The organism is Flavobacterium panacis, from assembly GCF_024649945.1.
GTDB lineage: Bacteria > Bacteroidota > Bacteroidia > Flavobacteriales > Flavobacteriaceae > Flavobacterium > Flavobacterium panacis.
On record NZ_JANKMS010000007.1, the window covers coordinates 158054 to 180718 of the forward strand.

Below are 22665 nucleotides of genomic sequence, written 5' to 3' on the forward strand. Positions count from 1 at the left end.
TTAAATATTTGAAGTGTTAGAAATTTTTTCAAGTTTTGCCTATTTAAACTTCAATCGAAATATTGTAGAAAGATATTATCGTTTTAAACTAAAGTGACCTCTTACTTTTCTTCCATCTGTAAAAATTAAAGTAAACCAATAATCATCTGAAGGTAATTGCTGACCGTTGAAAGTTCCAGTCCAACCCATACTATTTTGGGTCATTTGTTTTAGCAGCTTTCCATAACGGTCAAAAATACTTATGGTGTAATCTGGAAGTAAGTCAGAATTTTTAATAACCCATAAATCATTGTATCCATCACCATTTGGAGTAAAAAATCTCGGATAATCTAAAACATAAACTAAGAAAACATTAGATAAGCCGCAGCCATTTTTATCTCTTGCGACAGCATTGTATGTTCCGCTAGTGACATTTGTAAATAAAGGATTATCCTGAAAAACAACTCCATCTAATGAAAATTCATAATTTCCTGTTCCTGTATATTCTAGCAAAATAGAATTGTCGTTTCCAGAAAAATCTTTAACAACAGCATTTGTAAGTACCGCAGGTTCAGATGAAATTACTTTAAAGTTTTTGGTTTTTTTACATCCATTTGCATCTTGTACGGTTACTGAATAATCTCCCGATGCAGTAATAACAATAGAATTTGTCATTTCTCCAGTGCTCCATAAATAACTGCTAAATCCAGTTGCGACCGATAAAGTTATAGTGCTGTTTTTACATAGATATTCTGATTCGTCTTCAAAGTTTGGCGGATCAAAAGTGTTTACAACTAGAGGAACTGGTACAACATCATAACAATCCGGACCGTTTACAACTCTTGCATAAATAGTTTGGTTGTATGGAATTGTATTTTGAAATATAGTAGGTAATACATTTGTTTCTGTCAGAGCGTCATTTGCTGTTAAAAAATAATGAACAGTTAATCCATTAGGAAGACCAGTAGTAATTTTGGGTGTAACTTCATCATTCAGATTAAATTGATATAAACCATCTTGATTTTCATCTCCATCACAAGTAGTTGTTGGAGTAGTATCGGTAATAGAAGTTGTTGCAATTTGCAAAGTTACTTCAGCAGTTGTAAAACAACCAAATTGATTTTCTAAACGAGCATATACAATTTGATTATTTGCAGTATTGATATAATGGTCAGGTGTAGTTATTTTATTGGTTTTGGTTTTAGCATTTCCTAAAGTTAGATAATAACCTTCAGTAGTAATATTTGCAGCATTGTTTTTTACAATATTATCAGCTTTTGTCAAATTAAAAATGGAAATTCCGTCATTATTATCATCACATTGTAAAAGAGAAGTATTTGAAGAAAGAATTTCAGAAGCATAATCAATTTTTATTTCGCCAGATGATTGACAAGTGCCGCCGATAACAGTAGCTTCTACAATATATGTTCCAGCATCTACAACAGTATAAGTCGAATTGGTACTTAAGATTACAGTAGGATTATCTTTTTTAAACCATCTGAAAGTATATTCAGAAGAAGATAAATTACTGTTTAACTGGATTTCTTCTCCAAAACAAGCTGGATTGTTTGCGGCAATTGTACGATCTTCGCCCAATATAATTTTTGAAGCAAAACTACCTGCCTCAAGAAATATAGCCGATTCCAGGTTTCTATTTTGATCATCAGCAATTACCAATTTTACGTGGTATTTTCTTCCAGCAATTACATTAGACTGAGCGGTCATAACAACAGTTTGTCCCGCATAATTTACAGGGCTGTTGTTAGTGTTATAACCATAGAAATAAGCAGGATTGGAAGCATTACAACCTGTGTAAGGAAGACCTCCAGGCACTGTACCAGCTTGAATTTGAGGATGGATATTTACAGATGAAACAGCTGTAGTAGTATTAGGGATGACTGCCAAATTTGTATAAGGATCCGAAGTTCCTGCTTCTTTGATCAAAAAAGCAAAACCATCAGAATATAAACAAGGATAACCATATTGATACTCATTTGAAGCAAAAAGATAATTAAAACTTAATGAATTTGCCGAAGCAATAAAATCAAATTCCAGAACAGTTGCATTAACAGATTGGGTTCCTACAGCCTGATCAAGGTCGCTGTCTCCTAGCCAATTTGGACTGTCACTACTAGTTAATTCACTTACAAAAGGCCCAACAGCACTTTGCGCTGTTGATGTTGCCAATACTATTCCTTCTTCAAAAGGAAAATTGCTTCCATTTCTGTTAAAATAGGCAAAGCTCTGTTTTCCAGGTCTAAAATTGTCACCTTTTCCAGTTGCGTTTGAACCCACAGCACACGAAGTACTAATTAGAACATCTTCAATAAGCTCCTGTGGTGTTCTTTGATCGTTAATTGTAATAACTTGTGCATTAACGCTTATTGATGCGTAACTTACAGATAATAGAATGAAAAGCCTTTTAAAATAAATCATAGTATAACAAATATACTATAAATCTCTATTTTTTAATAGTTTGTAAGAAAAATAAACAAACAGGAATGTCCACGTTAAAACAATTAAAATCGCAGTGTAACTAACGCTGTAATCTATGTCTGTTTGGATTCCAATTTGAGAACCAATGTTTTTAATTACAGACAATCTGGGAGCAGGATTAACAATCAGATTCGACATAGATTCCAAAGGTAAAAACTGTGTGATTTTTTCGTCTGTGTCGCTATCAGGGAAAATTTCAAATGCTAGATAGCCTCTTATAAAGCTTTCAATGATAGTCCAAACTAAAAGAAAACCTAAAGCAAATGCCGATCTTTTTACAAAAATTCCTAAAAACAAGCATAATGAAAAGAAGCCTGTTAGTTTTACAAAAAAAGCTAAAAGATAATCCAAGTCAGTACATATAATGCCAATTTCAGTGTATGAAGAAAAGAATAATCCTAAGATAAGACTCATTACAAATACAAAAACCGTTGATAGAAGTGCAAACAATACAACTGTCAAAAACTTAGATAGAATAAATTCTTTTTTACTTAAACCGTCTATCAAATTTTGTTTTAAAGTTCCATAACTATATTCATTAGCCATCATAGAAACAATTACAATGGCAAGGAAAAATTTAAGTATAGCAGCAACATAAGTGTTGAAATGCCAAATAAAAGGAAAGTTAAATATTCCCATTTCGGCAAAATGAAGTTTGAAAGGACCAATATCAAATTTAATGGAGGCAATAAGCGCAATAAAAGACAGTAAAATAAAATAGGTTAAAGTTAAAATACGACTGGCTTTATTCATCCAGATTTTTTGCAATTCTATAGAGATAAGTCTTTTCATGGCTTAGTTGTTTTTTGGATTGGTGTTTTGGGTTAATTCTAAAAATTGAGCTTCCAGACTATTTTTACGTTTTACCAAATGATCTAAAACAATATTTTTAGAAAATAAAAATTGGTTTAAATCTGATGCTGATAAGTCTGATTTTAAATAAACCAAAATCTTTCCATCTTCTTCTTTAATTTCTTCAACAGCATCATGAATACTTAAAACTGATTTTAGAGCGTTGTTATCATTCGAAGAAATTTCAAAGAAACCTTCATTTGCAGACATTCCGTTTACAGAACCAGAATATAAAACTTCTCCTTTTCTTAAAACAATGACCTCAGAACATACTTTTTCAACTTCATCCAGTAAATGAGAAGCCAGCAAAATTGTAGTTCCCTGCGAAGCAATTTTTTTAATAATATCTCTAATCTGATGAATTCCCTGCGGATCTAATCCGTTGGTAGGTTCGTCTAAAATTAAGATTTCAGGATCATTCAAAAGTGCAGATGCAATAGCGAGACGTTGTTTCATTCCTAAAGAAAAAGTACTGAATTTGCTGTCTTTTCTTTCGCTTAAACCTACCAATTCTAACTTTTCACTGACCTTAGCGTAATTTATGTTTTTAATTTTACAAACCAGTTTCAGGTTTTGCTCAGCTGTCATATAAGGGTAAAAATTTGGTCTTTCTATAATAGCACCAACTTTTTTTAAAGCTTCATGTGTTTCTAATTTGCCATCAAACCAGCGATAATTACCAGAGGATTTGTTTACAACATTTAGTACAATTCCTAATGTTGTCGATTTTCCGCTGCCGTTTGGGCCAAGAATGCCATAAACTCGACCTTTTTGTATACTGAAAGATACATTTTTTAAAGCCTGAATCCGGCCGTATCTTTTGTTTAGATTCTCAATGGTTAATATGGTTTCCAAATTTTTCTGGTTTTAGTTTTAAGTATGACGAATCAATTTGATTTTTGTTACTTTAATTTCTAACATTAAATCGTATTGGCGTAAATTTGTAATAAAGATATTTAAAATGAGCGAGCCTTTAATGGTTTTAAAAAAACCTTCTTATCCTTTAACACAACCACTTTTAAGTTATTTGGAACGATACGAACGTATTTCTAAAGTTTCCGTGTTTTATGATGACTTGCTTCGTTTTTCTGGATCTATAAATGTTTACGATAAACATGATAATGATACTCTTTGGATTCGGGTTTATTACAGCGAATTTGAAAGAAATGAAATCGATTTAAATCTAAAAAGAATTTATTCTCTTTTGCATTCTGATGGTAACAGCGAGATTATCCAATTTCTAAATATTGATGCCATTGATTATTGTACTTTTGGAAATTCAAAACCGTTCAGAATCAAAGTTCGAAATATTCTGAATGATAATTACGTTCACTTTTATATCAAAAAAGCCGATGCATCCCGAATTTACGGATTAGAACTGGAAGATATTTTATCTCCAGATAAAATCAATTTTTTGGTTTATAATGATACTTTGATCGAAGAACATATTATCGGAATTCCGGGCGATGTTTTTATGGATACTTTGTTAGAAAGTTGTTCTGAAATGGAAAAAGCGCAGATTGCGAAAGAGTTTGTGAAATTCAACGAACGTTGTATGATTCGTCTTTTAGGAGATATGAGAGCTTATAATTATGTAATTGTCCCAATTCACGATTTTGATCAAGTAGTGTATAAAATCCGCCCAATCGATTTTGACCAGCAATGTTACGAAGGCAATTTTAAAGTGTATCGTCCGCAGTTTTTTAAGGAAAATTTCCCGATGATTAAACTCATAAAAGAAAAACTGGAAGAACGTTCTATTATTCAGTATAAAGATGAAGAAAGGGCAATTCTGGCCAAACGTATCCATTCGGCTGAAAACAGAATTAAAAAACTTTTGAATATCATGTGTCATGATACCATTTCAACAGAAGAACATCTAAATCAACTGAAAATGGAATTGTATCGATACACAAATGATATGAAGTTTAAAAATGCTAAATCAATGGGACATATTATGCACGCGGCATTTGAGTTTATTACCCGTAATTTTAAAAACACAAACCTAGTTTAAAAAACGCTTTCACCATATAAGGCATATAAGATTATTTAAGGAAAACTTTTTAAATTTACTTACATGACTTATATGGTTTAAAAAAAAACAATCTATGAACAAAATTTTCTTAGTTGCCGTTTCTATAGTTTTATTAGCTTGCCAGAAACAATCGGGTTCTGATTTAAAGGAGCTTTATTCACTTCCGAAGAAATTAAAAGAAGTTTCAGGAATAACCTATTTTCCTGAAAACAATTTGCTTTACACTTTAGAAGACAGCGGAAACAAAAATGCAATTTATGCCATTGATTCAAAAGGGAAGCTGGCCAAAACAATTACGCTGTCGAATGCGACAAATGTAGATTGGGAAGACATCACGAAAGATAAAACAGGGAATATTTACATTGGTGATTTTGGAAACAATGATAACGAGAGAAGAGATTTATGTATTTATAAAGTGGCCAAAAATCAACTGAATAATGATTTGGCTAAAGCCGAATATAAAATCTCATTTTCTTATCCAGAACAAAAAGAATTTCCTCCAAAGAAAAAAGAAATGTTTTTTGATGTTGAAAGTTTCTTCGAAATGAACGGTTACTTTTATCTTTTTACAAAAAACAGAAGCAAAGGTTTTGATGGAACTGTTTTTATCTACAAAATAAAAAATGCTGCCGGAACTCAAAAAGCATTAAAAATTGGAGAATTCAAAACATGTAACAATTACAATCATTGCGTCCTGACGAGCGCTTCAATAAGTCCTGATGGAAAAAAAGTAGCTTTATTAAGTCATGATAAAGTGCTGCTATTTAAAGATTTTAAAGGAGACTTATTCCACAAAGGCACTCAAACCGAAATAAACTTAAATCACTTTTCTCAAAAAGAAGCGATTGTTTTTAAAGACAACAACACTTTACTGATCGCCGACGAAAAAACAAATAAAATAGGAGGAAAGGTTTATGAATTTAAGCTTTAGTTGGAGATTCTAAGATGCTAAGCTACTAAGTTTCTAAGCAGAAAAGATAGCCACGAATTACACAAATTTCCACGAATTCTTTATTTGTGCAATTAAAAAAGTTAGCCACGAATTCACGAATTATTTAATTTAAAATTCGTGAATTCGTGGCTAAAAAACTTAGCATCTTAGTAGCTTAGCAACTTAGCATCTTTTTAAAAACTATATGCCGCTCCAAAAATCACCCTTCCAATTTCTTCAGGAGATTTAAAATAGGAGATTCTGGCAGTTAGAACATTTACAGCATTTAGCCAAAGTCCGCCACCATAATCGTGGTGCCATTTTCTTGAATTTTCGCCATCAAGCCATATTCTTCCATAGTCGAAACCACCAAGAATTCCATAAGTAAACGGAGCAATTGTTTTTCTAATTCTGCCAAGACTTAGACGTAAATCAGAACTTTGAGAGAAATACGAATTTCCTAAAAATCTTTCGTTTCTAAAACCACGCAAATCAGTATCACCTCCCAAAGAAGCACCTTGGTAGAATGCATAATTATTGTTTAGAATTGTTTTTCCTTTAAGATAAGTTGCCAAAACCAATTTCCCTTCTTTATCAATTCGATGCGTAAAGCCTAAAATACTTTCAAGAGTTGGGAAGTTTTTACTGGTTTCATCCAAATTTGCTGTCCAAGTTCCAGCAAGCATAAAATACATCCCTAAAGTTGGTTTTGCAGCAAAATCTGAATTTTTGAAAACATATTTTACTTTTAAGCTTCCAAAATTTTCGGCATCAAATATATCTGGATTTACAACTCCAGGAATATTAATATATCTATTTTCAGTATTTTCGACATTCATTCTCTGGAAAATTGGCTGAATGCTAAATTCACTTCCATATCTTCCAACGTGTCTAATGGCGCCCGAAGCATTGAATTTTCTAATACGAACACGATTATAATCTAAATCATCATCATTTTCATATTTTGATTCATTTCCATAACCAAAATAATTCATGGCGAAGTTAGGAGTCGTATAAAGTGATTCAACATCAATAACCCATCTTCCAAGTAAACCTGGGAAATGAGCAGCATAATTAAATTCTAAACCTCCTGTAGCAAAATAGTAGAAAGCATTAAAAATATGTCTCTGTGTATATGGATTTTGCTTAAAATTATTTACTGTGTAATTTAAATTGATTCCTAATTTTACACCGTCGTCAGGATTAAAACCAATGTTAGGAAGACCAGAAATAACATTGTACTTAGGTCTTTCATAATTATACGTGTTAACATCGTAATCATCTGTTAACTGCGTCTGGGTTTTAGAATCTAAATTATAAGTATTTTGTTTTGATTTAAAATCGTAAACAATAACTTTTTTGCCATTTTCGATATTGTAAGTATCGTTATTCTGACCACCAATTAAACGAACTTTAATTCTAGATTTCTGATTCCCTTTTACTTCAAAAATATCATCATCATCTAAACCATAAATCCATAAATTTTTGGTTTTTGCATCGGTAACCGTTTTGGTATATTGTAATTCGTCACCTTCTTTTTTTGCTCTGAAAACCTGAATTTCAATGCTCTTTTTCGCATTATGATTCAGAACAAATTTGTCTTTTTTGTCTGTTCCAGCAATCATTACCGTTCGGCTTAAAACGTCAGCATAAATAGCAGCATACTTTTGAAGTTCTTTTTTTCGGTTTTTTAATTTTCGAATAATTTCATCAACCGTTTCATCTTGAACTTCTTTTGGCATGTTCTTAAAAGACTTTTCAATATCACTGTCCGATAAATTGTCCTGAATATATTTTGCTTGCTCAATCCAGTCTTTTTGATCTGCTGTTTTTAAGAAAGCCAAATCTTGCGGATAAGGTTCTCTGCTCAGCCATTTTACATTGCTAATTTTATCTTTAAAAGTTCTCATGTGGCGCAATGCTGGAATATTCATTAAAATAGAAAGCAAAGCACCATCGTATTTTACAAAAGCCTGATCTCTGTCGCGCGGAATAGGTTTGTAAATTACTTTTCCGTCCTTTTTAAATTCGGCCCAGCGCCATTGATCACTATGTCTGTCCCAATCTCCAATTAAGATATCAAACAAACGGGCTTTTATATATTCTTTTTCGTCAATCGAGTATTTTTCGTCTTTATGAAGATTAAGCATCACATCGTCTGTACCAATAATATTACTTGGATTACCAAAGTTTTTTCCATCTAAATGATTGTCAGCAGGTCTTTCCTCAATCATATACAATTGATCTCCAAATCCCGCATTAAATTCGCCTAAACCATTTTGTTTCGGAATGTAATATAAAATCGGATTGGTATGCAACAATCCAATTTTGTTAGACATACCGTCGATTGCATACGGTGCATATGGGTGAGAAGTAGTATAAAAGTCAAACAAGAAACTTTCAGCATACGTATCTTCAAAATCATTCACAACATATTGATCTTTAAATGCAACAGATTGTAAAAAGACAGTTGCACTTTTTTTCATACCACGCATTACAAATTCGCGACCTTTTGGATCAGACATTCTTAAAGAAACAGATTGATGTCCGCCACCTCCGCGAATTGGAGTTAAACCACCTTTTAAAGTGTCAATAGTAGCTACAGTAGCTTCAATTGGCATGCTGTAATATTTTCGGTAATGTTTACCGAATAAAAAACTATGAAGCCAGCTTTTATCTGTCATTTTTGGTGAATAGATAGAAGTTGTAATTTTTGATGGAAATTTATTCGGAATATCAGATGCCCAGTTAATTTCTTTGGCTTTTATAATTTCACGTTCAAAAAGAAGTTTCTCTTTATTGTTTTCATTTACATAGAATGAAACTTTAGCATCACCGCTTTTAAATAAAGTTAAAGTCGCATAACCATTTCCTCCGTATGAAAAGTCATTTTCGTTTACAGCTCTTGCTGCTTCAGATTTAGAGCCTGCGCCACTGATAATCTGCTGAATATTCTCATTGCTGATGTACTGTAGATTATGATCATGTCCAGAAACGACAATGACATTTTTCTGCTTTTGCAAAAGCGTTTTAATTCGCTTAGCATAAATAGTGTATTGTTTATTCTGAATATCCTGCGGACTTACACCAGATGTTTTTCTCAATAAATTGATAAAAGAACCAATTATCGGAAGAGGAATTTTCTTTTCTAACGGAAATAATTGTTTCTCTAACGAAAATTGTCCGCCGTGAGTTCCATTGCTTAATAAAGGATGATGAATTGCCAGAATAACTGTTTTTTCCTGATTTTTGTTTAAAAGTCCTTCCAGTTCTTCAAAGAAAGCTTCCCTGCTTTTAATCTCACAATTATCGTTGATTGTTGGGTGATCGTCCCAATTTTCAAGAAACCATTCACTATCAACCGTGATTAACGTTGTGATACTATCAATTTTGACATCTTCTATTGGACAAGATTTTCTTGGTAAAAAAGCTTTTTTATCATTTAAATGTTTGGTTACAAAATCGGCCTGACGCTCAAGACCTTTAATGCCGCTGTACCAATCGTGATTTCCAGGAATAAAAATCGTTTTTCCTTTATAGCCGTCTGCCAGTTTTAATTGATTTTTCAGTTTTGTATCCGCTAGTCCTCTATCTTCAGCATTTTTATCAGCAGGAAAACCTTTAGGATAAATATTATCTCCTAAGAAAAGTAACGTAGATTTTTTACTGGCTTTTTTTAGTCTTTGATGTAAAAGTTCTAGAGTTTGTTGTGCTTGAGTTTCGTCAGCATTTCCAGCATCTCCGACCAGATAAAAAGTGTGATCAACTTTTATAGAGTCAGTTGCGTTTTCATTCTCAATCGAACTTACATTTTTTCCGTATTGGGGCTTGTGTGTTGCACAAGAATAAACAAGAAAAAGTATAGCTAAAGCAATAGTTCCCGTTTTAATTTTTGCAATAAAATGATTATCCAAAAACAATTTCATAATTTAGTGGTATAAAAATATTCTTTATGAATCTAATAGAACAATCCGAGGATTTTGTCGGTAATTTACTCAAAGATAAACTTTCTAATCTATATTCTTATCATAATTTTAACCATACTTTCACAGTAGTTACAGCGGTAAAAGAACTCTGTAAAAAAGAAGATGTAGAAGGTTATGATAAAGAGGCACTTCTGGTTGCAGCATGGTTTCATGATACAGGATATGTTGAAGGATATGAAAACCATGAAAAAGCAAGTACAAAAATTGCAGCTGATTTTTTAAGAGAAAAAGGAAAATCGGAAGATTTTATTGCTCTTGTTTCGAGCTTAATTCTGGCAACAGTTAAAGAATATGTACCAAGAACGCATTTAGAAAAAATTATTAGAGATGCAGATTATGCACATTTAATGGGTGAAGAATATGCAACAACTTGTGAATTATTACGTTTGGAACTAAAAAATACCGGAATTGTAAGTTTCTCTAATTCGGAATGGACGAGAGAAAACTTGAATTTTTTAATGAACAAACATAGATTCTACACCGATTACGCTTTGAGAAAATGGCAACCTTTGAAAGAAAAAAATCTACTATTAATTCAGAAAAAAATCAATAAACAAGAATTGAAAGCTGCAGCTGCACTTGAAGAAGAAAATAAAAAGAAAGACAAAGCAGAAAAACCAGATCGTGGAATTGATACTTTGTTTCGTGTAACACTTGGAAATCATACTCGTTTAAGTGGTATTGCTGATAGTAAAGCCAATATTTTATTGTCTGTAAACGCAATTATTATTTCGATTGCTTTATCGTCTATTATTCCAAAATTGGATAGTCCGAAAAATGCTCACTTGGTTGTTCCGACATTTATCATGCTGATGTCGAGCGTAATTACAATTATTTTTGCAATTCTTTCGACTAGACCAAAAGTAACTTCTGGATTTTTTACACGAGATGATGTCGAAGCCAAAAAGGTCAATTTGATGTTTTTCGGAAATTTCTATAAAATGCCTCTTGAAGATTACGATTGGGCAATGAACGAAATGATGAAAGACAGAGATTATCTGTATTCAACAATGATTAAAGATTTGTATTATCTGGGATTGGTTTTGCAACGAAAATATAATTTACTGAGAATTGCGTACAACTTTTTCATGTTCGGATTGATAATCACCGTAATTTCATTTATAATTGCTTTTAAATCAATTTAATTTCTTAACACATAGAAACATAGAATTTTGCATTTCGTAAAAGAATAAAGAAAGAAACTAGTTTCTCACACATAGCTCAAAATCTAAAAGCTTTGTCGAAGTTTTAAACTTCGACAAAGCTTTTTGCAATTGTATAAGTGAGACAAAGCTATGTTTTTTCAAAAAAAATGAAGTGCCTTTTATAGTTTTTTTAATCTATGTTTCTATGTGTTAAAAAAATTGCGCAAAAAAAAGCTCAACTTTTAGTTGAGCTCGTCTAATAAATCTTGATAGGTTATTTTTTTTGTACCCGAATTTGAAGTATTATTAATTACTTTAACTCGAATCGCTCGCAGACCAGAAACACCTTGAAGATCTTCTACTTCAAATTGTTCTATGGCAGGTTCCAAGATTTTCTTGTGTTGAAGATATTTAATGTATTTTAAATATTCTGCTTCTTCACTATTTTGAGAATATACAATTGTAATTTTCTCTTTTTCGGTAATTCTTTCGTTTGTTCCTTTAATGTTCGATTTGTCAATTCGTTTCTTAACGACTTCGTATCTTGCATTGTAAGTTCCATCAACATCAAAACGTTTTTCATCCATTCTAAAACGAATAGAAAGCGGAGAACTGAAAACTAAAATTAAAGAAGTAACATCCAATTCATAAGGAAGTGATTCTTTAAGTTCATGATGTTCCAATTCCATTTCGCATAAAGTCTGCAATTGCCACAAACGAAGATTATGCAAGTACATAATGTCGAACGGTTTAGTTGGTGAAATTGAAGCTCCGATATACAAATTGTGTTCTACACCATCGGTTTTAAAACGCTCGTAATAATGCGGATAAATCTGCTGCGCTTCAATTTGTTTTTTATCTAAAACAGTTGCGAGTCTTTTATTGATAATGGACATCGCATTGTCGAATTTCTTTCTTTCGTGATAAAACATTCCTGTTTTCTCATCCAATTTTTCGAAATACAATTCTGCTAATTTTTCATCTTTTGCATTTCCTTTTGTATTCTTTAATATTGGATGGATTTCTTCTTCAATATAACGTTGAATGTGCTGTTCAGTATCTGCTTTTAAAGGAAAATCCAATTCATCTCTTAACGATTCCAATTCAAATTTTCTTTGTTCCAAAAGAACGAGATTAGAGTTTGGTTTCTGATTGTCAAAGATTTCCAAAAGCGCTGTCAATTGACTTTTTAAATCAATTTTTACCGTTTCATTTCTATGTTCTGATGAACTTTTAATATCAATTTGTCCATACAATGGAAATACATTTTTAAAAACAATTTCTTTAAAAATATAATCTTTGGTATGATTCAGATTTTGAAAATAATTCTGTGATTCCTTTTTAAACTTCCAATATACGCTCGGGTGAATTGTAGTGTATTCTCGCTGAATAATCGCTTCAACTTGATGCTGCATGTCGGTATTATAACGATCAATTGTATCGGTTAAATACGGCAGAACCAAATCAAGTTTTGTAGCATTTACACTATTTAAATCTCTCGGATTTTCAGAAACTAATTCTACAACTCCTAATAAATGATCGTCTTTGATGACTGGAGCAAAAATGCAACTTTGAATATTTTGCTTTAACAAATGCTCGCCCAATCTTTTATTTGTTGATTCTTCTGTGAATTTTTTGACATTAGAAATTACAAAAGGTTCGTTCTTGTCCAATAAATTTTCAAAAGAGCAACCAAAGAAAGCATTTTTACAATCTACTTCCTGTTCGGTAGAAAGTAAAAAACTTCTAAGTTGTGTATCGTATTTTTCAGGTCTGAGAAATTTTTCTTCTTCTGGATTATAGATAATAAAACCGACCTTTAAATCCGCAAGATTAAAAATAGATTGAAAAATATTAGAAATTTCTTCGCCAGACGTCGCAGTTGTTGCTCCAGGCTTTAGTAAATTACTTTTTAAGGTAGAAATAGCACTTTCTGTTGTTGCATCAAACAAAGAAACAATTCCAAAACCTTTTAAAATCCAACTTCCTTTTGGAAATTTAGATTTCCACAAATCAATATCATTGTAGTTGTCAATAAGTTGGTCAATGTCTTCTTGAGTTAAAGGAACAACGTTTTCTGTTGGAATAATTTCCATGAAATCAGCATTGTATAAAATACGATAATGTCTTTCTACACCATTTTCATCTGGAATATCATAGAAAAAAGGCTGATTAAAATCGATATGTTGATTGTAATAATAACTTAAAATCAAACAACAATTATTGATATAGAATTGATGTTCACTAAAATCACGAATTTCCATATAAAACTCGTCTCCTGCATTTTTCAGAATCTTTTTAAAACGTTCTGTATAATTAAAGGAGATGTTTTGAAATGGAATGGTAACCGCTTTTATTTCGTTTTGTGTTAATGCAGTCGGGAATAAATCGGCTAATATGTTTTTGATTAAAGGCTCATTTTCTTTTATAAGAGAATAATCAGTAATTCCTGTTCTTAATTCAGGAATCAAATCAATCTGCTTCAAAATCGCTTTTGCATAATCTGATCTGTAATCAACATCAGACAAAGCAATTTCTTCGAAGGATTCGATTAGCTTTTGAAATGAAATTATAGTGGTAAAAGGACTTTCTTTAAAAAATTGAATATCCATCTGAGTTATTTTTTAATGCAAAATTAAGGATAAATTAAGAATGTACGACATTTTTCGATTTCTTTCCTCTATGGTTAAATAGTTGTTTTCCTTATAATTAAGGGCTTTCGAGATGGAGTTTTTTATTTTAACTAAAAATTAACATTAATAATAACGGAACGATCGTTCCGTTATTATATCTTTGTACCATAATAATTGAATAATCAATAACTTAAATAGTAAATAAAATGAAAAATTTAGAAAACAAAGTTGCAATCGTAACAGGTGGAAACAGTGGAATTGGATATGCAGCTGCAGCAGATTTAGTAGCAAAAGGCGCTAAAGTAATCGTGACAGGTAGAAACAAAGAAGCTTTAGCAAAAGCAGAAACAGAATTGAACGTTACTGGAATTGTGGCAGATCAATCAGACTTAAAATCAATTGATAATTTAGTTGAAGAAGTAAAAGCAAAATTCGGAAAAGTAGATATTCTATTTTTGAATGCTGGAATTGCCGCTTTCGCTCCAGTTGACTCAGCTTCAGAGGAACATTATGACAGTATTATGAATGTGAACGTAAAAGGAGTTTATTTTACCGTTCAAAAAGTATTACCGATTTTAAATGATGGTGGTTCGATTATCTTTAATACTTCTATAAATGCTCACGTTGGAATGCCAAATTCAAGTGTTTACGCAGCAAGTAAAGTGGCAGTTTTATCATTAAACAAAGTATTTGCAACCGAATTAGCTCCAAGAAAAATTAGAGTAAATGCTGTTTCTCCTGGACCAGTTGAAACTCCGTTGTATGGGAAATTAGGTTTGCAAAAAGAAGAGGTAGAAGGTTTTGGAACTGTTTTAGGAGAAAAGATTTTATTAAAACGTTTTGGCCAATCTGCTGAAATTGCAAAAACAGTTTCGTTCTTAGCTTCAGATGATGCTTCTTTCATAACTGGAACTGAAATTGTAGTTGACGGTGGGCTTACTGTAAATGCAGTTGTATAATTTTTTTGACTAATTCAGGAACGATTGTTCCGTATTTTTAATATCTTTGTAAATGAATTTAATTTTGAAGCAATGGCTAGAACGAAAGAATTTAATGAAGATCAGGCTTTAGACAAAGCAATTGAAATTTTCTGGCACAAAGGTTACAACGGAACTTCTGCACAGGATTTGGTGACGCATTTGGGATTAAGTCGATCCAGCTTATATGATACTTTTGGAGATAAACAAAAATTGTTTTCTAAATCTTTGCAACGTTATCAAGAACAAGCTCAGGATGTTGTGAAAGATCTTTTAGAAAAATCTGAAAATGTCAAAGAAACGTTACGCGATATTTTTAAACAGGCAGTAATAGAGAGTTTAGAAGACCGAATTACAAAAGGCTGTTTTATGGTTAATTCTTCTGTTGAGCTGGCCATGCATGACGAAGAGATTGCAAAGATTGTAAAAAACAACAGTCAGATCATGGAAGAAGTTTTTACAAATGCTGTTAAAAAAGGGCAGGAGACAGGACATATTTCTAAGCAGTTGGATGCGAAAGTTTTGGCTCGATTCATCTTTAATAATTATTCTGGAATTCGGGTTTTGGCTCGTGCAGGTGAAAGAAATAAACAAGTTTATGATGATATTGTAAAAGCAGTATTCTCTGTCCTATAATGACAAAATAATGACAATAAAAAACGGCAGTTACATTTGTAACTGCCGTTTTCTGTATTAAGTAAGTAATAGAAAATGAAAACTTCTTAGCTTTTCTCTTCTTTGTTGAAGTAAACTAAGTAGTAATACATTTGTTTTTCTTCATCCCAGCCTTTTTCAACAAATTTTTCTGCACTTTCAGGATTGATGAAATCCATTTTAATCTGAATGTGAGTATCCAAATTAATTACGTTTTTAATCGATTTTCTAGCGTCAGAAACTGCTGCGTTGGCGATAGGGAATGAGGTAACATCTTCGATGCTGTATTTTTCTCCTTTATCAACTTTATAGTTTTTAAATTCAGGGATCAAATCAGGATTATCAATTACTTCATTCAAGAAATTCTGTTCTTCAAACTGATCATTTTTAGCGAAATAATTCACAGATCGGTTCATAAACATTACTTCCTCTTTCTTGTCTTCTGCTGGCAAAACCACGTCTTTTGCGAAGTTTTGACAGAACTTTAAATATTTTTTAGTGATGAAATTTTCATCTTCAAAAGCGTCAACAGATAAAAAGTGCTCTAACCAGTAACGCGCATCATAACGGTTACTGTCTACAGTTAAGATTTTGTAGCCTTCTTCTTTTTTAAAGTTGAAGATTAAGCAACCTTTGTCTAATTTACTCAAGTTGATTCCTTGTTGTAAGATCATTTCAAGGTTACTGCCATTTTCTTCAAACTGTAAAAAGTCAGCCTGTAATTCGCTTTTAAAAATTCCGATTGCATCAACTACATTGTTGTCAATACTTAAACCAGTTAAATACGTTACGTAAACCTCTCCATTTTTAATGTGCGGATGGTTGGATTGCTCAAATAAATGTGTTGTGATTCTTTTAGAAATCTCATGCACATTTGCCGGATTATTAAAAATCTCAGTTGCATATTTAAACATGTCGTTGTAGTCCAAGTCCACTTCGTGTGCAAACTGATAATAGTTTTCTTCTTTCTCTCTAAAAGGCTTAAAAAAGAATTCTTTTATCAAAGGAACAATCTCATCATTTAAATTAAATGGTTGCTCTGATAAAAAAATAGCTTCGTTACGGCTTTTGTTTCCTACGCGATGTATCGAAAGCGTGTCGATGTGGGTGTTGAATAAGTTGATCATACTTTTGAGTTACTGAGATTCTAAGTTTCTAAGATTCTAAGTTTTTAGATAGTGTCTTTTATTTTTTTAATTAATGACGCTAACATTCTTTCAATCTCTCGACTATCCTCGTATAAATGGTTAAATTCTTCTTCGTTTATGTAAATGATGTTTTTTGCAATTTCAAGTTGTGTTTGCATTTCAAATAAAGAACCAAGAGAAATGTATAAAAATCGTAAAAAATCTTTATTACTTTCTCTTCCAGATCCTTCTGCAATGTTACTTGGAATTGATACTGAACTTCGACGTATTTGCGAAGTTAATCCAAAAGTTTCTTCTTTTGGAAAAGTTCGAGTTGTTTTATAAATTTTTGTAACTAAGGAAATTGATTTCTGCCAAACCAATATTTTTCTAAAATGACTCATCCATTTATTTTTAAATAATTAAATTTAAAAATAAGAAAAATCCCTCAAAAGCAGAAGGAAAACTCAGAATCTTAGAATCTTTGCACTTAGCAACTTAACGCTAGTTCCAATTCTCCTCAAATCCATAATCTTCGAAGCTGTCATCGCCTTCGAACATGTCAAGATCGTCTTCGTCTAAATCGTCTTCAAATTCTCCGTAGATATCGTCGTGCATGTCATCGGCTTCAAAGCTTTTTTCGATAGCGTCTGCTGGCATTTCACCATGAGAGAACAAAGTTTCTGGGTAAGTAACGCCAACTTGTTCATCTTCGATAGCAGCCAATTCAACTAAGAAAGTCCACATGCTGATGAAATCATAAACGTAGATAATCTTTGTATTTTCTTTGTCTAAAATACTAGATAATGGATAATCGTTCATGGTTCTCATTTCGCCAGGAACATCTCCAGTATCAAAAAGCGGAATTTCATCTTCTTGATTCCAAGTATCATCACAAGTATAAAATGAAGCCACTTCTGATCCGTCAAAGCCAAAAGCGTTGAAGATGGCATTGTGTAAATCCTCAAGTGTATCTTCCTCAAGAATAGCAATGTCTCTGAAAATATCTTCTTCGGCGTCTAGAATTACTCTAAATTTATAAACCATAATCTTTGTTTTTATTGAGAGGTCAAAGGTAAAATATAAAAAATGAAATACGAATCACGAATCGTGATTTGTTGAAAAGATTTTAGAAAGTTAATTTTCAATAGTTTGACTTTCAATAAAAAAAGAAATTACTTTCTTGCCAGTCTTTTTCGAATCTTATGATAATGTTTGTGATAATTGCTTGGATAACTTCTGCTTGGCGTCATATTATTAAAAATCAAAGCCGTTAGAAACAAAATCAGTACACCAACTAAAACCGGAGAAAGCACATACATATAACCTAATGCTTTTACTTTTTCAGTTCCGATTACAGCAATTAGAGCTGTTGCGCCACCTGGAGGGTGAAGCGTTTTGGTAATCTGCATTAATATAATAGCGATAGAAACTGCCAAAGGAGCGGCAATATACATGATGTCTGGAACCAATTTATGAACGGTTACACCAACAATAGCAGAAACTAAGTGACCGCCAATCAGATTTCTAGGCTGAGAAAATGGACTCTGAATAATTCCGTAAACCAAAACACTCGATGCTCCAAAAGAACCAATTAAATAGACTGCATCAGGGCCAGAAAAATGTATCGATTGTACATAAGCCAAAATACCGATTCCGACAAAAGAACCTAAAAAAGACCAAAAATGTTCTTTAGAATCAATTAAGGTTTCTTTATAAAGAATATAACGTGTTTTGCGGTAGCTTCTTCTTATTTTTTCAGTTGGCATTATTGTGGTATTTTATTTTTCTCGTTATGCTTTTAAATATACTTTGAAGTATGTTTTTAATCTCTAATCTGTAGATTTCTAGATTAGATTATTTTACTAAACTTGGCGAATAACTGTAAACAGTATACGGATAAATTGTTTTTGCTGTATATTTTGAGATCAAACAAACTACCAAAATTGGGAAAAACAAGGTGTAATCATTTGTTAAGCCACAAACCAAGAAAATTGCTGTAAAAGGAGCATGAATACTTGCACTAAGAACTGCTGCCATTCCGATAATCATAAAATTAACTGGAATTACATTTACATGAAAAAAGCTATTTAAAATAGAAGCTAATAGTAATCCTAAGAATGCTCCAATAAATAAACTTGGTGCAAAAACACCTCCGTCACCACCAGAAGCTAATGTTATAGAAGTAACAATTGGTTTTAGAATTAAAATGGCAATAAATGTCAGGGCTAATGTTATGGTTAATTGAGCCTGAGCTGCATTTCCAAAAACTCCTTTGATAGCATGATAACCTTCTCCGTATAATTGTGGAAAAAAGAATAAAGAAAGACTCAAAACTGCTGATCCTAAAATGATTTTGTAATAATGTGTGTCAATTTTTCCAAATTGTGATTTGAAGAATAGTACACATTTTGTTAAATAAACTGAATTCATTCCAGCTAAAATTCCCAAAAGGATAAAGTATGGAATTGCTTTTAAATTCCATGTTGCGATTGAAACTGCAAACAATGGTTCTTCTTTTAAAATGGTCAATAAACCAAAAGCGATAGAAACTGCAATGACATTTGATATGATAAATGCTCGAGTAACTTTTCTAGAAATCACTTCGAAAGCAAATAAAATTCCTGCAATCGGACTGCTGAAAAGTGCCGTAACACCTGCCGCAACACCCGCACAGATTAATTCTGTTTTGTATTGACGGAAAACATTTTCTTTTTCGTGGGCAACAGAACCAATGGTTGCTGTAGCGACAACTGTAGAAACTTCAATTCCTGTTGAACCTCCAAAAATAACCGTTAATAATCCGTTGATGAAGTGAGATGGAATTTTATAAGAAGGAAGATTTTTAGATTTTGATGCTGTACTTTCAAAAACTTCTTTGATTCCTTTGTTTTCTTTTTTCTTAAAAAGATATTGTCTTAAAAAATAAATTACCGATAATCCGAAAACTGGAAATACGATGTAAAATACTGGGTGAACCGATACTTCATGGAAGAAGATTTCTTCGTAATATTCGGTTATTTTTTTAAGTGAAATTCCGAGAAAGGCTGATAAGAAGCCAATTAAAATAGAAACAATAACTAATTTTCGGAGTTTGATTAATTGATGATTTTTTTTGATTTGCGCCGTTTTGTTCATCACTATAAATTTGAAGATCCGCATTTTTTTATCTGCGGGTTACAAATTTAAGCATGAAATTCGGTTTTTTCTAGGAAATCTTCATTTTAGTGTGTTAAATCTCATATAAACAGGAAAAATCTTTCAAGCTATTTAAATGGAATATTGAAGAGAAATTGCTCGCAAAGTCGCAGAGTCGCAAAGTTTTTTAAGTAAATTCTTTGCGACTCTGCGACTTTGCGAGATTAAAAAAATGACTTAATTATCTCTCATAGAATTCTATTGGAAGCAAATCAGGATCAGCAATAAAAGTAAAACGTTTTTCGGTCGTTTCATCAATTCTAATGGGTTCTGATTCAATGTTTTTAGAAGTCAAAAAAGCAATTGTTTCTTCTAAATTAATTACTTCAAAAGCTAAATGACGTAAACCAACTGCTTCTGGACGTGAAGGTCTTTGCGGCGGATTTGGAAAGGAAAATAATTCCACGACATAAGAACCATTCAAAGCCAAATCTAATTTATACGACTGGCGTTCTTCGCGATAGATTTCTCTAATGATTGTTAAACCTAAGATCTGAGTATAAAAGTGTTTCGACTTTTCATAATCGGAACATAAAATGGCAATATGATGGACTTTATTAAGAGTAAGCATTATTTTTCTTGTTCAGGTTCTTGATTTAATTTTCGAATAACTTTTGCCGGATTTCCAACTGCCAACGAATTGTCTGGAATATCTTTCGTAACCACAGATCCAGCTCCAATAACACAACCTTTTCCGATGGTTACGCCTGGGCAGATAACCGAATTTCCTCCAATCCAACAATCGTCTCCAATGGTTACAGGATAAGCATTTTCAAGTGTTTTTCTTAATTCAGCGTTAAGCGGATGTGAAGCCGTATAAATTTGAACATTTGGCGCAATAAAAACATTTGAGCCAATATTTACTGGCGCACAGTCTAGAACAACACAATTTACATTGAAATAAACGTTGTCCCCGCAGAAAATATTATAACCATAATCGCAATGAAAAGGAGGTTCGATGTAAAATCCCTCTCCTTTATTTGGAATCAGTTCTTTCAGGATTTCTTTTGCTTTTTTAGTCACTCTGTATTCTTTTACATTCAAACTATGTAAAAGATTTTTTGCGGCGCGACGGCCTTTCACTAATTCTGGATCAAAAGCGTTATAATATTCGCTTGAGATCATTTTTTCTTTTTCTGTTTTCATTACTTAATCTTATTCTTTTTTAGAATTTCATCTAAAGAATCGCTTCCCCAGCCTTCATTCATATTTTTATTATAATTTCTTGCTTCTAATATTTTTTTATTGATAGCATTATTTTTAAAAGAAATTAATGTTTCTACAATTTGCAAATAAACGTGAGGATTATCTTCATTTTTTAATCTTTGAAAAAGACTGCCTGTAAAAGAAGAATCATGAAGTTCTAAAATCTTTGAGCAATAAATTTCAAAATCATTAACATAGGCATTTGCAATTTTTTCTTTGATAACATTATAAGCAAAAGACTTGTCATTTAAGAGAATGAAATTTAGTAAAGTTTCTTCTAAATTCTCAGTAAACATTTTTGGGTTAGTCTGAGATTTTTTTTCTGTCTTTTTAATTTGATAATTTGGCATTAGCTCCTTTTTAGCAAGCTCTAAAGTCTTAGTACTATTTAGTAGCAAAAGATATTTAAAACCATCCAAAGTAATAATGTGTTCGTTCTGCCAAATTCTCCATAATAAATCATTATATAACTGAGATTTATTTGCTAAAATTGCTTCATACACAAATTTGATATGATATTCTTTGATGTTTTGATGCTGAACTTTTGTAAAAGGAATTTTTAATAACTCCAATGCATCAGCATTTTTATAGGCAGCAATTGCATCATACATTTCAAGCCATTCATTAGAGAAATGATCATTATCGAGAGTTTCATATAATCTCTTTTCTAAAAAGGGAAAAAAATGCGGATCGGGAAAATTTTGGATGGCTCGGTAAGTAAAAAAATAACCACTTTCTCCATCATCGTTTAAATCTTTGTCTCTATTGTTAAGAATTAGTTCAATATCGTTTGGATTTTTATATTTAGATAAAGTAACTAAAGCATTTTGATTATGATTTTTTATAACTAGAGAACGTAATTTAGGATATAAAGCTTCTGTTGGGATTGCCTTTTCAATTGCATTATTTAGTGCATTGAGACTGTTTTTCTGATTGATTAAGATTTTTTCTATTTTTGAAAATTCATCTTTATCTAGTTGTCTGATTTCTGAATTTTCATACTCTGGATTAACAAGATTGATATAAAAATCTCCTACTTTCTCAGTAGAAATCATACAACCAAATTCAGTTTTTACTAAAGCATTATCGTTGATATGATTTTTAACTAATGAAAATAAATCAAAATTTTTATAATTACCTAAAGCCCAAAATGAATAACATCTTACAGCAGCATTAGGATGGTCAGTTAAGAGTAACAATTCTTCTTTTGAAGCAATTTTCTTCAGTTCTTCAAAATTATCATATTGTTCGGGTCTAATTCCTCCATAACCTACAGCAGATCCCTTTACAACATTAATTTTTTCTATTTTTTTTACTACAATATTGGTTTCATCAGATACTTCACTAATCTTTTTTTTTGAACAACTTATTATAAAAAACAGCATTACAAATGCTATAATTTTTAAAACTTTTAGGGCTAAGTTGCTCATTTATTTATTGAATTGA

At 31.8% G+C, this 22665-nt stretch carries 18 protein-coding genes; 5 read left to right on the forward strand and 13 right to left on the reverse strand.

The features are described from left to right. Positions 1-75: 75 nt before the first annotated feature. Genes NQQ59_RS15725 through NQQ59_RS15735 form a run of 3 tightly spaced genes read right to left on the reverse strand, consistent with a single transcriptional unit; the run spans position 76 to position 4182 of the window. Positions 76-2415, reverse strand: a complete 2340-nt coding sequence (locus NQQ59_RS15725; RefSeq protein WP_144218465.1) for a T9SS type B sorting domain-containing protein — start codon at positions 2413-2415, stop codon at positions 76-78. Between the two features lie 15 nt (positions 2416-2430). After that, the gene (locus tag NQQ59_RS15730; RefSeq protein ID WP_144218467.1) at positions 2431-3267 is read right to left on the reverse strand and encodes an ABC transporter permease; all 837 of its coding nucleotides are present in this window, start codon (positions 3265-3267) and stop codon (positions 2431-2433) included. 3 nt (positions 3268-3270) lie between these two features. Continuing rightward, the gene (locus tag NQQ59_RS15735) at positions 3271-4182 is read right to left on the reverse strand and encodes an ABC transporter ATP-binding protein (RefSeq protein WP_144218469.1); all 912 of its coding nucleotides are present in this window, start codon (positions 4180-4182) and stop codon (positions 3271-3273) included. A 106-nt stretch (positions 4183-4288) separates the two neighbouring features. Here NQQ59_RS15735 and NQQ59_RS15740 point away from each other — a divergent pair, with 106 nt between their 5' ends. Together NQQ59_RS15740 and NQQ59_RS15745 are read left to right on the forward strand one after the other, a co-directional pair. Then, entirely contained in the window at positions 4289-5341 is a 1053-nt protein-coding gene (locus NQQ59_RS15740) for a hypothetical protein (RefSeq protein WP_144218471.1), read from the forward strand. Positions 5342-5435: 94 nt separating this feature from the next. After that, on the forward strand, positions 5436-6293 hold the full coding sequence (locus NQQ59_RS15745) for an SdiA-regulated domain-containing protein (protein WP_144218473.1): 858 nt from the start codon (positions 5436-5438) through the stop codon (positions 6291-6293). Positions 6294-6487: 194 nt separating this feature from the next. Here NQQ59_RS15745 and NQQ59_RS15750 read toward each other — a convergent pair whose 3' ends face one another. Beyond that, positions 6488-10219, reverse strand: a complete 3732-nt coding sequence (locus NQQ59_RS15750; RefSeq protein WP_144218475.1) for a metallophosphoesterase — start codon at positions 10217-10219, stop codon at positions 6488-6490. A gap of 26 nt (positions 10220-10245) precedes the next feature. Between NQQ59_RS15750 and NQQ59_RS15755 the strand changes: the two genes are divergently transcribed. Then, positions 10246-11424: a Pycsar system effector family protein gene (locus tag NQQ59_RS15755; protein ID WP_144218477.1), complete on the forward strand. Its 1179-nt coding sequence runs from the start codon at positions 10246-10248 to the stop codon at positions 11422-11424. 242 nt (positions 11425-11666) lie between these two features. Here the strand turns inward: NQQ59_RS15755 and NQQ59_RS15760 are convergent, their stop codons facing one another. Continuing rightward, positions 11667-14036 carry a GAF domain-containing protein gene (locus NQQ59_RS15760; protein WP_144218479.1) on the reverse strand — a complete coding sequence of 790 codons (2370 nt, stop codon included), beginning with the start codon at positions 14034-14036 and terminating at the stop codon, positions 11667-11669. A 227-nt stretch (positions 14037-14263) separates the two neighbouring features. Here NQQ59_RS15760 and NQQ59_RS15765 point away from each other — a divergent pair, with 227 nt between their 5' ends. Both NQQ59_RS15765 and NQQ59_RS15770 read left to right on the forward strand, forming a co-directional pair. Continuing rightward, positions 14264-15016, forward strand: coding sequence for a glucose 1-dehydrogenase (locus NQQ59_RS15765; RefSeq protein WP_144218481.1), 753 nt, complete (start codon positions 14264-14266; stop codon positions 15014-15016). A gap of 72 nt (positions 15017-15088) precedes the next feature. Beyond that, entirely contained in the window at positions 15089-15670 is a 582-nt protein-coding gene (locus NQQ59_RS15770; protein ID WP_144218483.1) for a TetR/AcrR family transcriptional regulator, read from the forward strand. Positions 15671-15756: 86 nt separating this feature from the next. On the opposite strand, the gene NQQ59_RS15775 is transcribed toward NQQ59_RS15770, so the two are convergent. From NQQ59_RS15775 to NQQ59_RS15810, 8 genes are all read right to left on the reverse strand, one after another. Then, positions 15757-16815, reverse strand: a complete 1059-nt coding sequence (locus tag NQQ59_RS15775) for a nucleoid-associated protein (RefSeq protein WP_144218485.1) — start codon at positions 16813-16815, stop codon at positions 15757-15759. Between the two features lie 44 nt (positions 16816-16859). Then, entirely contained in the window at positions 16860-17219 is a 360-nt protein-coding gene (locus tag NQQ59_RS15780; RefSeq protein ID WP_144218487.1) for a four helix bundle protein, read from the reverse strand. Positions 17220-17319: 100 nt separating this feature from the next. Next, positions 17320-17862: an IS1096 element passenger TnpR family protein gene (locus tag NQQ59_RS15785; protein ID WP_144218489.1), complete on the reverse strand. Its 543-nt coding sequence runs from the start codon at positions 17860-17862 to the stop codon at positions 17320-17322. 128 nt (positions 17863-17990) lie between these two features. Next, on the reverse strand, positions 17991-18584 hold the full coding sequence (locus NQQ59_RS15790; protein WP_144218491.1) for an HPP family protein: 594 nt from the start codon (positions 18582-18584) through the stop codon (positions 17991-17993). Between the two features lie 88 nt (positions 18585-18672). Then, positions 18673-19953 (reverse strand): chloride channel protein, encoded by a 1281-nt coding sequence (locus tag NQQ59_RS15795; RefSeq protein ID WP_144218493.1) that lies wholly within the window; start codon positions 19951-19953, stop codon positions 18673-18675. Between the two features lie 241 nt (positions 19954-20194). Then, positions 20195-20584: an SMU1112c/YaeR family gloxylase I-like metalloprotein gene (gloA2, locus tag NQQ59_RS15800; RefSeq protein WP_095931000.1), complete on the reverse strand. Its 390-nt coding sequence runs from the start codon at positions 20582-20584 to the stop codon at positions 20195-20197. Beyond that, entirely contained in the window at positions 20584-21159 is a 576-nt protein-coding gene (locus NQQ59_RS15805; protein ID WP_144218495.1) for a sugar O-acetyltransferase, read from the reverse strand. Before NQQ59_RS15805 ends, gloA2 begins: the two co-directional genes overlap by 1 nt. Continuing rightward, complete coding sequence (locus tag NQQ59_RS15810) at positions 21159-22649, reverse strand: hypothetical protein (protein ID WP_144218497.1); 1491 nt, start codon at positions 22647-22649, stop codon at positions 21159-21161. The genes NQQ59_RS15805 and NQQ59_RS15810 overlap by 1 nt, the downstream gene beginning before the upstream one ends. Between the last annotated feature and the right edge of the window lie 16 nt (positions 22650-22665).

What these genes read in the sequence shown, in the direction of transcription:
- NQQ59_RS15780 (WP_144218487.1), bottom strand. Translation starts at nt 17,219, where the DNA reads ATGAGTCATTTTAGAAAAATATTGGTTTGGCAGAAATCAATTTCCTTA.
- NQQ59_RS15765 (WP_144218481.1), top strand. Translation starts at nt 14,264, where the DNA reads ATGAAAAATTTAGAAAACAAAGTTGCAATCGTAACAGGTGGAAACAGT.
- NQQ59_RS15790 (WP_144218491.1), bottom strand. Translation starts at nt 18,584, where the DNA reads ATGCCAACTGAAAAAATAAGAAGAAGCTACCGCAAAACACGTTATATT.
- NQQ59_RS15745 (WP_144218473.1), top strand. Translation starts at nt 5,436, where the DNA reads ATGAACAAAATTTTCTTAGTTGCCGTTTCTATAGTTTTATTAGCTTGC.
- NQQ59_RS15795 (WP_144218493.1), bottom strand. Translation starts at nt 19,953, where the DNA reads ATGAACAAAACGGCGCAAATCAAAAAAAATCATCAATTAATCAAACTC.
- NQQ59_RS15785 (WP_144218489.1), bottom strand. Translation starts at nt 17,862, where the DNA reads ATGGTTTATAAATTTAGAGTAATTCTAGACGCCGAAGAAGATATTTTC.
- gloA2 (WP_095931000.1), bottom strand. Translation starts at nt 20,584, where the DNA reads ATGCTTACTCTTAATAAAGTCCATCATATTGCCATTTTATGTTCCGAT.
- NQQ59_RS15770 (WP_144218483.1), top strand. Translation starts at nt 15,089, where the DNA reads ATGGCTAGAACGAAAGAATTTAATGAAGATCAGGCTTTAGACAAAGCA.
- NQQ59_RS15805 (WP_144218495.1), bottom strand. Translation starts at nt 21,159, where the DNA reads ATGAAAACAGAAAAAGAAAAAATGATCTCAAGCGAATATTATAACGCT.
- NQQ59_RS15755 (WP_144218477.1), top strand. Translation starts at nt 10,246, where the DNA reads ATGAATCTAATAGAACAATCCGAGGATTTTGTCGGTAATTTACTCAAA.
- NQQ59_RS15730 (WP_144218467.1), bottom strand. Translation starts at nt 3,267, where the DNA reads ATGAAAAGACTTATCTCTATAGAATTGCAAAAAATCTGGATGAATAAA.
- NQQ59_RS15760 (WP_144218479.1), bottom strand. Translation starts at nt 14,036, where the DNA reads ATGGATATTCAATTTTTTAAAGAAAGTCCTTTTACCACTATAATTTCA.
- NQQ59_RS15810 (WP_144218497.1), bottom strand. Translation starts at nt 22,649, where the DNA reads ATGAGCAACTTAGCCCTAAAAGTTTTAAAAATTATAGCATTTGTAATG.
- NQQ59_RS15750 (WP_144218475.1), bottom strand. Translation starts at nt 10,219, where the DNA reads ATGAAATTGTTTTTGGATAATCATTTTATTGCAAAAATTAAAACGGGA.
- NQQ59_RS15725 (WP_144218465.1), bottom strand. Translation starts at nt 2,415, where the DNA reads ATGATTTATTTTAAAAGGCTTTTCATTCTATTATCTGTAAGTTACGCA.
- NQQ59_RS15775 (WP_144218485.1), bottom strand. Translation starts at nt 16,815, where the DNA reads ATGATCAACTTATTCAACACCCACATCGACACGCTTTCGATACATCGC.
- NQQ59_RS15740 (WP_144218471.1), top strand. Translation starts at nt 4,289, where the DNA reads ATGAGCGAGCCTTTAATGGTTTTAAAAAAACCTTCTTATCCTTTAACA.